Origin of the sequence: Oscillibacter sp. UBA6647, from assembly GCA_002455655.1 — a bacterium.
Lineage (GTDB): Bacteria > Bacillota > Clostridia > Oscillospirales > Oscillospiraceae > Oscillibacter.
The window spans coordinates 25,733-38,831 of record DKLF01000118.1; the positions used below are offsets into that span (position 1 = coordinate 25,733).

Sequence of the window (13,099 nt, forward strand, 5' to 3'; positions counted from 1 at the left end):
TAGTCTGCGTCTTCCCTTTTTAAACGGGCCGGTTTCATCCCACCCCATGGACAAGCGTTTACTTCTATATTTACATTTGTATTTGTTTTTGCTATTCTCATAAGTAGAGCCACACGGTCCACGGGACAGTACGAACAGCAACCTATACATGCCGGGCATGCATTTCGGCGTTTTATGAAAACCGGCTTATTCCGGAACGCCTTGAGGGAAGGAACTATTTAATTTATGGAGAAGACGGTGTTTCAGGTCGCGGAAATTCCCGCAAATATCCGTTATGACCGCAAGGCGGAAACTCTTTACATTCTTGATCAAACCCTGCTCCCCGGCGAGGAACGAGAGCTTCGCCTGCAAACTCCGGAGGAGATGTACGACGCCATCCGGACACTGAAGGTCCGGGGCGCGCCCGCCATCGGCGTATGCGCAGGTTATTGCATGTATGTGCTGGCCAAGTCCATTCGGGGCGAGGACCGGCAGGTATTTTTGAAGACGCTCAGCGACTACGGCGCGTATCTTAACGCCTCCCGCCCCACGGCGGTAAATCTCAACTGGGCTATTCGTCAGATGCTCCGTACCGCCTTAGAGCATGCGCACAGCCCCCGGGGCCAGCTTCTGGATGCGCTGTACGAAAAGGCGGTGGAAATTCATAATGACGACATTGCCAAGTGCAGAGCCATCTCGGAATTTGGCCTGAGCCTGCTGAAGGACGGTGACGGGCTTCTGACCCACTGTAATGCAGGTCCCCTTGCCACCTCCAGGTACGGAACGGGGTTAGGCCCTATTTTGCTGGGGACGGAGCAAGGTATGCGCTTCCGGGTTTTCTCCGATGAAACCCGCCCGCTCTTGCAGGGGGCGCGGCTCACCAGCTATGAATTGCAGCGCTCCGGCGTGGATGTGACTCTGATCTGCGACAGCATGGCCTCCATCGTTATGAAAAACGGCTGGGTGAACGCCTGCCTTGTGGGCTGCGACCGGGTGGCAGCCAACGGCGACACCGCCAATAAAATCGGCACCTCCGGCGTGGCGATTCTGGCAAAACATTACGGGATTCCCTTTTATGTGCTGGGCCCCACCTCCACTGTGGACATGGACTGCCCCGACGGGGCCCATATCCCCATCGAGGAACGGGATGAGGAAGAAATCCGCTCTCTGTGGTACGAGAAACCCATGGCCCCGTCCGACGTGAAGTGCTATAATCCTGCCTTCGACGTGACGGACCACGCATTGATTACCGCCATCGTCACGGAACAGGGCATTTGCCGCCCGCCGTACACAAAGTCGCTGGCGGCGCTCTTCCGCCAGAGAGCGTAAGAATCCCCCGTATTCGGTAATTTTTGACAACAAATTGGATTATTCCCTAATTTAAATACAAGGAGGAATCAATTATGGCCACTCCATCTGCCTGTAATGAGGCAAAACCCGGTGAAATCGCAAAGGTAGTCCTGATGCCTGGGGACCCACTGCGGGCCAAATTCGTAGCGGAACACTATCTTAAAAACTCCGTGTGCTTCAACGAGGTCCGGGGAATGCTGGGCTATACCGGCGAGTATAAGGGCAAGCGTATTTCCGTGATGGGACACGGCATGGGCGTGCCTTCCATCGGCCTTTATACCTATGAGCTGTACCATATGTATGACGTGGACTCCATCATCCGCATCGGCTCCGCCGGGGGCATCGGGGAAAGCGTCCGTGTGCGGGACGTGGTGATTGCTCTGGGCGCGTCCACCAACTCCCACTTTGCAGATCAGTACGGCTTTCCCGGCCAGCTTGCCCCCACCGCCAGCTTCTCCCTTTTGAAGGACGCGGTGGCGGAAGCAGAACGGCTGGGCGTCCGGGCAGACGTGGGGCAGGTGTTCACCGCCGACCAGTTTTACAACGACAACGACAACGCCGGAGAAGCATACCGCAAGTTCGGCATTCTGGCGGTGGAAATGGAAACCGCGGGCCTGTACTGGACTGCCCAGCGGGCGGGAAAGCAGGCGTTGTCCATTCTCACCATTTCGGACCACATCTTCACCGGTGAAGCCCTGTCCGCGCAGGAGCGGCAGGACTCTTTCCACGAGATGATGGAAATCGCGCTGGAAACGGCGTGGCGGTCTCTGGACTGAGAAACGACGGTTTTCGATTTTATATGCGCACGGCCATGGATATTTCATGACCGTGCGCATTTTCATTTTGATTTATTATAATAAAAACTTACTATATCGTGAATATTATCGTTAAATATTTACAATAATTTTAGTTTTTTGAAAAATTATTAGTTTTAGCTGCAAAGTGCACGCATTTTTTGTGCAGAGTACCAATTGAATAAATATTCTAATTTGGCGTATAATGAATCCATCAAGCAATCAACATTATACATGGAGGGATTTCCGTCATGAAAGATAAACAGAGCATCAAAAAAATTGTGCTGGCCTATTCCGGCGGTCTGGACACATCCATCATCATTCCTTGGCTGAAGGAAAACTACAACGGGGCCGAGGTCATTGCCGTCTCGGCCGACGTGGGGCAGGGCAGCGAACTGGACGGACTGGAGGAAAAGGCGAAAAAGACCGGCGCTTCCAAGCTTTACATCGAGGATTTGACCGACGTGATGGTGGACGAGGTAATTTTCCCGTCCATGAAAATGGGGGCCAATTACGAGCAGTATCTGCTGGGCACCGCCTTTGCCCGCCCCATCATCGCAAAGCGATTGGTGGAGATTGCGGAAAAGGAACAGGCGGACGCCATCTGCCACGGCTGCACCGGGAAGGGCAACGATCAGGTCCGCTTCGAGCTGGCTATCAAGCGCTTTGCGCCGGAAATGCCCATCATCGCCCCGTGGCGTGAGTGGGACATCAAGGGCCGCGACGAGGAAATCGACTATGCCGAGGCCCACAACGTCCCCCTGAAAATTAACCGAGAAACCAACTATTCCAAGGACAAAAATCTTTGGCACCTGAGCCACGAAGGTCTGGACCTTGAGGACCCCGCCAGCGAGCCGAAGTACGACGAGCCGGGCTTTTTGGAGATGAGCGTCAGCCCCATGGCGGCCCCCGACGCACCCACCTATCTGACCATCGGGTTTGAAAAGGGCGTACCCGTCTCCGTAGACGGCGTGAACATGAAGGGCAGCGATATTGTGCGCAAGTGCAACGAGCTGGGCGGCAAAAATGGCATCGGCCTTTTGGATATTGTGGAAAACCGTCTGGTGGGCATGAAGGACCGCGGCGTGTACGAAACCCCCGGCGGCGCAATTCTCTACCATGCCCACGCGGCGCTGGAAACCATCACCGTGGATAAGGACACCGCCCACATGAAGACGAAGCTGGCAGTTGACTTTGCGGATTTGGTATACAACGGCAAGTGGTTCAGCCCCCTGCGGGAAGCCCTCAGCGCTTTTGCCGACAAGACGCAGGAATATGTCACCGGCGAGGTGAAGCTGAAGCTTTACAAGGGCAACATCATCAACGCCGGAATCACCTCTCCCCACAGCCTGTATTCCGAAAACCTCGTGACCTTTGAGGAGAGCGACTATAACCAGAACGACGCCACGGGCTTTATCAACCTCTGGGGCCTGCCGGACACCGTGCAGGCGCTGCGGGAGTTGAACAAGCTGTAAGCTGCGCACCCCGCTGCTTGATTCTTTGTTTATTTTTGCCGGCCCCGGCAAAGATAATATCCGCCGGGACCAACCGGGACGGTCCCCCGGCCCGGCGGACCCCTCTTACATCACGGAAATCGGGCGGGAGCTTTTCCTCCCCCCCGATTTCTATTAAGGAGAAACCTTTATGAAACTCTGGTCCGGACGGTTCGGGAAGGAAACGAACACGCTGGTCAACGACTTCAACGCCTCCATCCACTTCGATCAACGGCTCTACCGCGAGGACATCGCCGGAAGTCTCGCCCACGCGGAAATGCTGGCAAGCTGCGGCGTAATCTCTTCCGAGGACGCAGCCGCCATCGCAGAGGGCCTGAAGAGCATCCTTGCGGACGTCGAGGCCGGGACGGTGACTTTCACCCCCGACAACGAGGACATCCACATGAATGTGGAAGCGCTGCTCACTGCCCGCATCGGCGACGCGGGAAAGCGGCTCCACACCGCCCGCAGCCGCAACGATCAGGTGGCGCTGGACTTTCGGATGTACGTCCGGCACGAGATTCCCGTCATCATTGCCGAGCTTCTGAATTTGCAGTCGGTGCTGGCGCGGCAGGCCAAACAGCACCAAACCACGGTGATGCCCGGATACACTCATTTGCAGCGGGCGCAGCCCATCAGCTTTGCCCACCATCTGCTGGCTTACGCGGCCATGCTTTCCCGTGACGTGACAAGGCTGGAGGATTGCACCAAGCGCCTGAACGAGTGTCCCTTGGGCTCCGGTGCGCTGGCGGGCACCACCTATCCCATCGACCGCTGGCAAACCGCCAAGGCGCTGGACTTTGACGCACCCATGGGCAACTCTCTGGACGGCGTTTCCGACAGGGATTATGCGCTGGAACTTCTCTCCGCCCTGTCTGTTTTGATGATGCACCTCTCCCGCTTTTCCGAGGAAGTCATTCTATGGTGTAGCTGGGAATTTAAATTCATCGAGCTGGACGACGCGTATTCCACCGGCTCCAGCATTATGCCCCAGAAGAAAAACCCCGACGTGGCAGAGTTGGTCCGGGGAAAAACCGGGCGGGTGTACGGCGATCTGATGGGCCTGCTTACCGCCATGAAGGGCCTTCCTCTGGCCTATAACAAGGATATGCAGGAGGATAAGGAACCGGTGTTTGACGCCGTCGACACGGTAGAGCTTTGCCTTCCCGTATTCGCGGCCATGCTGGACACCATGACCGTCCGCCCGGAGAATATGCGGGCGGCGGCGGGCCGGGGCTTCATCAACGCCACGGACTGCGCCGATTATCTCACCAAACAGGGAATGCCCTTCCGGGACGCGTACACCGTCACGGGCAGGCTTGTGTCCCAGTGCACCGAAAAAGGCATCACGCTGGAGGAGCTGACACTGGAGGAGCTGAAAGCCGTTTCTCCACTCTTCGGGGAGGACGTGTACGACGCGCTGAATTTGGAAAACTGCATGTCCCGGCGGTCCTGCTATGGCGGACCCGCCCCGGAGGAAACCACCCGGCAGATACAGGCAGTTGAGACTTTTGTCAAGAACCACGCCGTTACATTCGTCGCACCGCAATGATAGAAAGGAAGATGACCCGTGAAAGGACACACTCATTTTTTAAAGCTGCTGGACTTTACACCCGCTGAGATTCAGGAGTTTTTGGACACCGCCGCCGATTTAAAGGCCAAGAAAAAGGCCGGAGTTCCCCACCGCTATCTGGAGGGAAAAAACGTCGCCCTGATTTTTGAGAAGACCTCCACCCGGACCCGCTGTGCCTTTGAAGTGGCGGCCCGGGATTTGGGAATGGGCACCACCTATCTGGACCCCTCCGGGTCCCAGATCGGAGCCAAGGAGTCCATTGCCGACACCGCACGGGTTCTGGGAAGGATGTACGACGGCATCGAGTACCGCGGCTTTGGGCAGGAGCTGGTGGAGGAGCTGGCGAAGTACGCCGGGGTCCCCGTGTTCAACGGCCTGACCAACGAGGCCCATCCCACCCAGATTCTGGCGGATTTTTTGACAGTTCAAGAGCACTTTGGGGACCTAAAAAAGGTGAAGCTGGTGTACATCGGCGACGCGGGCTATAACATGGGCAACTCCATGCTGATCGGCTGCGCGAAAATGGGAATGCATCTGGTGCTCTGCGCCCGGGACGACTATCTGCCCGAAGCGTGGCTTCTGGATAAGGCCAAGGAAATCGCCGCCGAAACCGGCGCGGTAATTGAGGTGGAGGCCGACCCCATGAAGGCCACCCTTGGCGCGGATGTGATTTACACCGACGTATGGGTATCTATGGGCGAACCGGAGGCCAAGTGGGCCCAGCGCATTTCGGAGCTGGAAAACTATCAGGTCAATCAGGCCCTGATGGACAACGCAGGCCCTCAGTGCAAATTCATGCACTGCCTGCCCGCCTATCACGACCACAAGACCAAAGTCGGCAAAGAAATCGGTGAAAAGTTCGGCAGGGACGACATGGAGGTCACCGACGAGGTGTTTGAATCTCCTCAGTCCATCGTCTTCGACGAGGCAGAAAACCGTCTCCACACCATCAAGGCGGTCATGTACCTCCTGATGAAATAGGCACATTCCTGAAAAGTTTTTACTGGAATATAAGAATGGCGCGGCCCTTGGGCCGCGCCATTCTTGATACTCTCTCTTCTGCGAAAGTGTCGGTGTCTCGGGGTAAGATTTTTCATCCAGCGCAACATGCGATGGGCGGCTTTTTATGTGAGATTTTCATTCCGACGAGGGGGCTTTCTGTCCCACGGGTGCGCGTCTCTCCTATGGCAGGAGATCACGGCTTTGGAAAATTGCGCCCGACTACTCCAGACCCACGGTTTTCGCGTCCAGCCCTGCCACGTCCTCGGAATTGTGCGTCACCACCAGCACCGTCTTCCCCACCGCCCGGCGGCGGATACAGGCGAGGGCGCGTTTGCGGTTTTCGCCGTCCAGCCCGGTAAAGGGCTCGTCCAGCGCCAGAAACTCAAAGGGGACGCTCAGCGCCCGGGCCAGCGCCAACCGGCGCTTCATGCCGCCGGAATACTCCCCGGCAGCCTTTCCGCCCGCATCCGCCAGCCCCAGTTCGCCCAGCAGCGCCGCCGCCTGCTTTTCATCATAGCCTTTGCCTAGAACAAAGCGGAGATTTCCCGCTGCGTTCAGCCGGTCAAGCAGCCGGTCCTCCTGAAACACGGCGGCAAGGCGTGCCGTCTCAAGCCCTGTGACAAAGCCGCCGTCGGGCTGCTCCAATCCAAGAAGAATCCGCACCAGTGTGGTCTTCCCACCGCCGGAAGGCGCCGACAGGCAGGTGATGCCGGGCAGGAGTGTCAGGTTCACGCTTTTAAGAACTTTCACGCCGCCATAGGACTTGGAAACGTCCCGGATTTCCACCGTCATCTCTTCGCCTCCCTTGCGCCAAGCCTGTCTAAAAGCCGGAGGACCAGCCGCTCAAACAGCATGGAAAGTGCCACGATGACGGTGGTCCATGCAAACAGCTCCGGCGTTTCAAAATAGACCTTTGCGTTGTACAACCGCTCCCCCACCGACCCGGAGGAAAGGCCGATCACCTCGGCCGCAACGCCGGACTTCCAGCAAAGTCCCAATCCCAGCGCGCAGGCGGAGCGAAACCACGGCAAAACCTGCGGTAAGTAAATATCCCGCAGTCTCCGAAATGCGGGGACATGAAACACCCACGCCATTTCAAGAAGTGCCGCGTCCGTGCGGTCCACACCCTCCAGCACATTTAAATAGACTGTGGGAAACACCATCAGCGCGGAGATAAACAGGGATAACTGCCGGGAGGGAAGCCACACCAGCGCCAGAATGATAAAGGATACCACCGGCACCGCCTTCACCGCCGCCACAGCAGGCCACAGCAGAGCCCGGATAAAGCCAAACCGGGCGGACAGGCCCGCCAAAAGCGTTCCCAGCCCGCAGGCCAGCGCAAATCCGCCCAGAATCCGGGCGGTGGACCAGCCCACGGAGCGCCAGAAATCAGCCGTGACTATCAACCGGACAAGGCAGGCCAGAACCTCCGCAGGTGACGGCAGCAGCAGCCGCTGGCCCATCGCCATGGCCCCTGCCTGCCACACTGCCAGCCAAAAAGCCACGGCCCAGACTCTGCCGCTTCCCAAAAAGGGACGACCGGATGTTTCTCCACACCCCCGGAGGGGGCCGACGGTCTTCACAGCGCCCTTATGCGTCGAAGTAAAACGCATCTTCCGGCAACGCGCCGCCCACGGACTGGGGGTCCTGCTCAAACAGCACGGAAAGATAGCCGGAGAGCTTCTCCTTCATTTCGTCCCCCGTGATGCACACGATGTTGCAGGTGGGCAGCGCCTTTTCCGCCACAGCCGCATCCACGATGCCGTAGGACCCGATCAGCTCCGCCGCCTCGGGAACATTTCCATTCACCCAGTCAACAGACGCGGCGTATTCCTTTAAAAACGCCTCCACAGCGCCCGGATTTTCCTCCACCACGTCTTTACGGGCAACAATCACGCCGGTGACAAGGCTGCTGCCGTCATCCGCCAGTTTATCCCACTCCTTATTCAGGTCCAGCGCCACCCGTAAGCCTTCCACCTTGGTCTGGGCCACGGTGACAAAGGGCTGGGGAAGCAGCGCCACCGTCGCCGCGCCGGAAGCCAGCGCCGCCACACTTTCGCTGTGCTCGGACTTCCAGTCCACAGTCACGTTTCCGCCAAGGCTGTCGCCGTTTTTATCCAGCAGATACCGCAGGGCCTGCTCTGGGCTTGCGCCCTTCCCTGCCGATACGATGGTCATGCCCGCAAGATCGCTGAGGGACTGCACCGCGTTGCCTTTTTCCACAATATAGAGCACGCCCAGCGTGTTCACCGCCAAGGTCACAATCTCTCCCTCGGTCTTTTGATACAGCACAGCCGCCAGATTCGCCGGAACGCAGGCCATGTCCAGATCGCCCTGAATCAGCTTCGGCGTCACCTCGTCGGGAGACGCTGCCAGAGAAAAGGTATAGTCGTTGGCAAGATCCTCGCCGCCCTCGGCGTCGTGCATCAGCTTCACAAGGCCCATGGCAGTGGGACCTTTCAGCGCGGCAATGGAATAGGCGGCAGGCTCCGCCGTCTGAGAAGATGCCGCACCCGAGGACCCGGCAGAGTTTCCACCCTTTTCTCCGCAGGCCGTCAGCCCCACCAGCAGCACGGCAGACATCAAGAGTGCAAAAAGCTTTGTTTGTTTCATCGGTTTTGCTCCTTTATTCAATATTTCCCGGCTCCTCCGCCGGTGCGTATACGGTTTTGACGGAAACGCCCTTCAATCTCCCGATTTTCCCCGTCAGGGCGGACGTGACCGCTTGTGGCGCATCCACCGCCACGGAGATAATGTTTACTCCCCGTTTGGCATAGGGTACGCCCATGCGCCCCACTACATACCCCCCAAATTCGTGGAGCAGGCCGTTCAGCGCCTCCACAGAGTCCGGGTCCCGAACCAAAATGGCAATCACCGCCACGCGGCTGTCCAAAAAACCAGCTCCTTCCCAATATGTGCACCATCAAAAAAATCCCCTCCGCCAAAGACGGAGGGGAGAACGCACGACGACGGCGCGCGGAAATCCGCGCGCGTTTTCCTCCGTCTTCCGGCTCGGAACGCATCCTTGCCGCTCAGATGAACAGATGATTCTATCCGGTGAACAGTCAGAGCGTATCTTTCCGTTCACGGCCTCAGCATATCACGCTTTTTCTCTCCCGTCAACCGGAGTGGGACGGGAATCGGCCCGCGTCCTCAGTCATTTGGCGAATTTCGTCCGCAAGCGTGTCGGACGCCGCGCCGGGAGCCAGCCGCCAGCGCCAGTTTCCCGTCCCCGTTCCGGGGATGTTGACCCGGCCGGGGTCCCCCAGATAGTCCTGCATCTGGGCGATAAAGGTATTCGCCACGCTGGTCTGCCCCGCCAGCAGAAGTCTGCGACGAAAGTCCTCGCGACTCTCCGCACCCAGATACCGCTTGGCGTAGGCCAGTTCTTCTTTCGTAGGCTCCCATGCGGCAAGGGGCGCATTGTCGTGGGTCCCGGTGTAAAGAACGCACCCGGGGACGCAGTTGTGGGGCAGATAGCGGTTATCCGGCCCGGAAAAGGCAAATTCCAGTACCCGCATCCCCGGAAGGCCCGATTCCGCCAGCAGATTTTCCACATCCGGGGTCAAAAGGCCCAAATCCTCCGCCACAAACCGAAGGTTGGGAAACCAGCTTGTGAGTACGCCCACCAGCGCCATGCCCGGGCCCAGCTCCCAATGTCCTTCCCTGGCGGAGACAGCCCCCGCGGGAACAGCCCAATAGCTTGCCAGCGCCCGAAAATGGTCGATTCGGATGGCGTCGAACAGCGCACCTGCCCGCTCCACCCGGCGAATCCACCAGCCAAAGCCGTCGGCGCGCATGCGGCCCCAGTCGTACAGCGGGTTGCCCCAAAGCTGGCCCTCGGCGGAAAAATAGTCCGGCGGAACGCCCGCGACGGCGGCAGGGCGGCCCTCTTTGTCCAGCAAAAACTGCTCCCGTTCCGCCCACACGTCAGCCGAGTCCAGCGACACGTAAATGGGCAGGTCGCCAAGAATTTTTACGTTTAGCCCATTGGCAAAGGACTTCAGCGCGTTCCACTGCTCCGAAAACACCCGCTGGACCCAGACTTGATAGTCACAGTCCTCCCGATGCATCTCCCGCCAGCGGGCGATGGCCAACCCTTCGTGGCGGCGCAGGCTCTCCTCCGGCCACTCGTACCACGGAAGTCCCCCCAGCGCGTCCTTCACGGACTGATACACCGCGTAGTCCTTAAGCCATGGCTGACAGGCAGTAAACTCTGCCATGCGTTCCCGCCTATCTCCGTCCCGGTCGAAGGCCAGACGCAGCAGACGGCGGCGGTCTGCATTCACAGCGGGATAGTCCACTTCTTTCCCGTCGCCCGGAGCGGCGGAGGCCAATTCCTCCGCTGTCAGTAATCCTTCCTCCGCCAGCAGCTCTAAATCGATAAACGCCGAATTTCCCGCATGGGCAGAGGCGCTTTGATAGGGGGAGTCCCCGCTCCCCACCGGGCCCACGGGCAAAATTTGCCACCAAGTCTGGCCCGCGCGGTGGAGGAACCGCACAAATTCTCGGGCACTTTCGCCCAGAGCGCCCACGCCGTAGGGCGAGGGCAGGGAAAAAACCGGCAGCAGAATGCCTGCGGTGCGCTGCGGCATGAAGCATTCCTCGCTTTCCCTTCAAATCCGCCGCTTTACGGCGGGCAATATTTTGCTTAGAAGCGCTGCTTCAGGGCAGCAGGCCAAACAGCAGCGACAGCAGGGAGGTAATCAGCCCGCAAAGGCCGATGGCAAGGCCACTCATGGCCCCCTCTGTCTCGCCGATTTCCAGTGCCTTGGCAGTGCCAACGGCATGGCTGCACGCGCCGATGCCCAGCCCCGCCGCCATTGGATTGCGCACGCGGAACACGCGAATCAGCAGCGGCGCCACCAGATTTCCCAGAATCCCGGTGAACACCACCGCGGCAGCAGCCACGGGAACAAGGCCCCCGTTCCCCTCCGCCACCGCAGCGGCAATGGGCATGGTGACGGACTTGGGCAGCAGAGACATCACCATTTCCCGGTTCAGCCCGAACAGGCGGGAAAGTCCGTAGATACAGACAATTGAGGTCATCGCTCCCGCCGCGCACCCTGCCAGAACCGGCAGCCAATATGTTTTCAAAAGATCCTTTTTCGTGTAAATGGAAACCGCCAGGCAGGCCGTGGCAGGCCCCAGAAACAGATTGATCAGGCTGCCGCCCACATAGTAATTTTTATAAGGTATGTGAAACACCGTCAGTGTGAGAATCACCAGCGCCACGGCAATCAGCATTCCGTTGCAGTAGGCCCTGTTCACCTTTTTCTGAATGGACATGCCCACCCAGTACGCAAGAATACTCAGCGTCACGCCAAAAAACGGAGACGCGGTCAACTCCATCATTTCCCGTTCCTCCTGTCAATCAGTTTCATGGTCAGCGTCACTGCCCAGACGGTGGCGGCAAAGGTGGCAACCAGACTCACCACGCAGATCACCACAAAGGCCACTCCGTTTGCAAGAATCACATCTGTATACTGCATGATGCCCGTTGCCACGGGAATAAAAAAGAAGGGCAGGTTTCCCAGCAGAAAATCGGACTTTTCCTGCACATGGTCCACCCGCACCACCCCCACCAGCAGCAGCGCCAGCAGCAGTATCAGCGCGATCACGCTGGCGGGAAAGGTGATGGGAAGCAGCTTTTCGATCAGCGCGCCCGCCCAGCACAGGCCGAACAATATGCCCACCTGCTTTAAAATCTTCATAGTCTCGTCCTCTCTGTTCTTTATCGCAATGAATTTATCATACAGCCGTGCCCGCAAAAAAGTCAAACAAAACCCTGCCCCCCGCTGCATTTTCGGCAAACGGCACAGCCAGCCGCCGCCACAGGCCGATGCTTCGTATCTTTTGACACAGTTCAGGCCGCCGTGCACCTGTTGTTTACACGTTTTTCATAATTTTACACTTGCAATTTCGGCAATTGCCGTGATATAGTAAAGACACTTTTCAGAGGGTGCGGCGCACTGCCGCAGACCCCCGATCGGAGGTGCTCTTTGCAAAAACGCAGCCACAAGCTTTTGGCCTCCACTCTTTTGGAATCACAGAACGGATTTCAGCGCAGGCGCTTTGAGCTTGCTTTTCTGTTCGGTTCCTTTCAGCCGGACTGCAACCCCCTCTCCTATATGAAGGGCTCCATCCGCAGCCACAAGCTGCGCGGACATAATTATACGAATTCCGACCAGTATATTGCCCGCCGGATCGTCCGGCTCCAGCGCCGCGAAAAAAGCTGGACCTGCTGGCAGTATTACACGCTGGGAAAGCTGACCCACTATCTGGCGGACGCATTTACCTATCCCCACAACGAGCATTATCCCGACTCTCTTCTTGAGCATCACCGGTATGAAGACGCACTGCGGGAATATCTGTGCGCTTATCTGAGCGAGGAGGGCCTTGACGCCTCTTTCTCTGCCGGACACGAGCTGAACGATTGCCTGCTAGAGCTTCATCGGCAGTATATGGACCAGCAGTCGGACCTGAACCGGGACGTGCGCTATATCACGCAGGCCACGGCGCTTTTGATGAGCAGCGTTCCGCCCCAGCTTATTCCCGAAATGCGCGCCCTGCCTCAGCCTGTTCCAGCCCGAATTTAATCAATCTTCCAAATACCATCGGATGTTTTTTGATTATTTGGGCATTTTGCCTCTGTTCTTTTTTCAAAGGGCGTGGTATGCTTTCAGTAATTTAAAGTATGACAACAAGGAGACAATGAATGTCTATACGTGCACTCACAGCCGAATACCGCTACTTTAGCTTTACCTACTTTTATGGTAAGGCTTATTTTGGTTGGGCTGAAAACGAGTGTGTGTGTGGCTGATATTGTCGGACCCATATCAGTACATAAACGACCCGCAGCCTAATCGGCTGCGGGTCTTTTTTGTACCAATTTTAAGGAGGAACCC

The 13,099-nt window shown here is 57.7% G+C and carries 13 protein-coding genes; 6 read left to right on the plus strand and 7 right to left on the minus strand.

Translation table 11 applies throughout. The annotated features are described in order from the left end of the window. Positions 1–225 precede the first annotated feature (225 nt). The 5 genes from mtnA (at position 226) to argF (ending at position 6,170) form a co-directional block, all read left to right on the plus strand. On the plus strand, positions 226–1,308 hold the full coding sequence (gene mtnA, locus B2W96_RS08775) for an S-methyl-5-thioribose-1-phosphate isomerase (protein ID WP_293009912.1): 1,083 nt from the start codon (positions 226–228) through the stop codon (positions 1,306–1,308). Positions 1,309–1,382: 74 nt separating this feature from the next. Beyond that, entirely contained in the window at positions 1,383–2,105 is a 723-nt protein-coding gene (deoD, locus tag B2W96_RS08780; RefSeq protein ID WP_293009913.1) for a purine-nucleoside phosphorylase, read from the plus strand. 269 nt (positions 2,106–2,374) lie between these two features. Next, positions 2,375–3,598: an argininosuccinate synthase gene (locus tag B2W96_RS08785; RefSeq protein ID WP_293009914.1), complete on the plus strand. Its 1,224-nt coding sequence runs from the start codon at positions 2,375–2,377 to the stop codon at positions 3,596–3,598. A gap of 169 nt (positions 3,599–3,767) precedes the next feature. Continuing rightward, a complete protein-coding gene (argH, locus tag B2W96_RS08790) occupies positions 3,768–5,168 on the plus strand; it encodes an argininosuccinate lyase (protein ID WP_293009915.1) in 1,401 nt (466 codons plus the stop codon). Between the two features lie 18 nt (positions 5,169–5,186). Next, entirely contained in the window at positions 5,187–6,170 is a 984-nt protein-coding gene (gene argF, locus B2W96_RS08795; RefSeq protein WP_293009916.1) for an ornithine carbamoyltransferase, read from the plus strand. Positions 6,171–6,410: 240 nt separating this feature from the next. On the opposite strand, the gene B2W96_RS08800 is transcribed toward argF, so the two are convergent. The 7 genes from B2W96_RS08800 to B2W96_RS08830 form a co-directional block, all read right to left on the minus strand. Continuing rightward, a complete protein-coding gene (locus B2W96_RS08800; protein WP_293009917.1) occupies positions 6,411–6,983 on the minus strand; it encodes an ATP-binding cassette domain-containing protein in 573 nt (190 codons plus the stop codon). Beyond that, positions 6,980–7,696 (minus strand): ABC transporter permease, encoded by a 717-nt coding sequence (locus B2W96_RS08805; RefSeq protein WP_312159130.1) that lies wholly within the window; start codon positions 7,694–7,696, stop codon positions 6,980–6,982. Before B2W96_RS08805 ends, B2W96_RS08800 begins: the two co-directional genes overlap by 4 nt. An 85-nt stretch (positions 7,697–7,781) precedes the next feature. Continuing rightward, positions 7,782–8,804 carry an ABC transporter substrate-binding protein gene (locus B2W96_RS08810; RefSeq protein WP_293009919.1) on the minus strand — a complete coding sequence of 341 codons (1,023 nt, stop codon included), beginning with the start codon at positions 8,802–8,804 and terminating at the stop codon, positions 7,782–7,784. 13 nt (positions 8,805–8,817) lie between these two features. After that, positions 8,818–9,084, minus strand: a complete 267-nt coding sequence (locus tag B2W96_RS08815; protein ID WP_293009920.1) for a TM1266 family iron-only hydrogenase system putative regulator — start codon at positions 9,082–9,084, stop codon at positions 8,818–8,820. Between the two features lie 226 nt (positions 9,085–9,310). Further along, complete coding sequence (malQ, locus tag B2W96_RS08820) at positions 9,311–10,786, minus strand: 4-alpha-glucanotransferase (protein WP_293009921.1); 1,476 nt, start codon at positions 10,784–10,786, stop codon at positions 9,311–9,313. 70 nt (positions 10,787–10,856) lie between these two features. Beyond that, positions 10,857–11,546, minus strand: coding sequence for an LrgB family protein (locus B2W96_RS08825; RefSeq protein ID WP_293009922.1), 690 nt, complete (start codon positions 11,544–11,546; stop codon positions 10,857–10,859). Beyond that, positions 11,543–11,905, minus strand: coding sequence for a CidA/LrgA family protein (locus B2W96_RS08830; protein ID WP_293009923.1), 363 nt, complete (start codon positions 11,903–11,905; stop codon positions 11,543–11,545). Before B2W96_RS08830 ends, B2W96_RS08825 begins: the two co-directional genes overlap by 4 nt. Before the next feature lie 288 nt (positions 11,906–12,193). Between B2W96_RS08830 and B2W96_RS08835 the strand changes: the two genes are divergently transcribed. After that, entirely contained in the window at positions 12,194–12,790 is a 597-nt protein-coding gene (locus B2W96_RS08835) for a zinc dependent phospholipase C family protein (protein WP_293009924.1), read from the plus strand. Positions 12,791–13,099: the final 309 nt, after the last annotated feature.

Coding starts and splice junctions, on each gene's coding strand:
- B2W96_RS08800 (WP_293009917.1), bottom strand. CDS start 6,983: ATGACGGTGGAAATCCGGGACGTTTCCAAGTCCTATGGCGGCGTGAAA.
- B2W96_RS08810 (WP_293009919.1), bottom strand. CDS start 8,804: ATGAAACAAACAAAGCTTTTTGCACTCTTGATGTCTGCCGTGCTGCTG.
- B2W96_RS08785 (WP_293009914.1), top strand. CDS start 2,375: ATGAAAGATAAACAGAGCATCAAAAAAATTGTGCTGGCCTATTCCGGC.
- B2W96_RS08830 (WP_293009923.1), bottom strand. CDS start 11,905: ATGAAGATTTTAAAGCAGGTGGGCATATTGTTCGGCCTGTGCTGGGCG.
- mtnA (WP_293009912.1), top strand. CDS start 226: ATGGAGAAGACGGTGTTTCAGGTCGCGGAAATTCCCGCAAATATCCGT.
- B2W96_RS08825 (WP_293009922.1), bottom strand. CDS start 11,546: ATGATGGAGTTGACCGCGTCTCCGTTTTTTGGCGTGACGCTGAGTATT.
- deoD (WP_293009913.1), top strand. CDS start 1,383: ATGGCCACTCCATCTGCCTGTAATGAGGCAAAACCCGGTGAAATCGCA.
- malQ (WP_293009921.1), bottom strand. CDS start 10,786: ATGCCGCAGCGCACCGCAGGCATTCTGCTGCCGGTTTTTTCCCTGCCC.
- argH (WP_293009915.1), top strand. CDS start 3,768: ATGAAACTCTGGTCCGGACGGTTCGGGAAGGAAACGAACACGCTGGTC.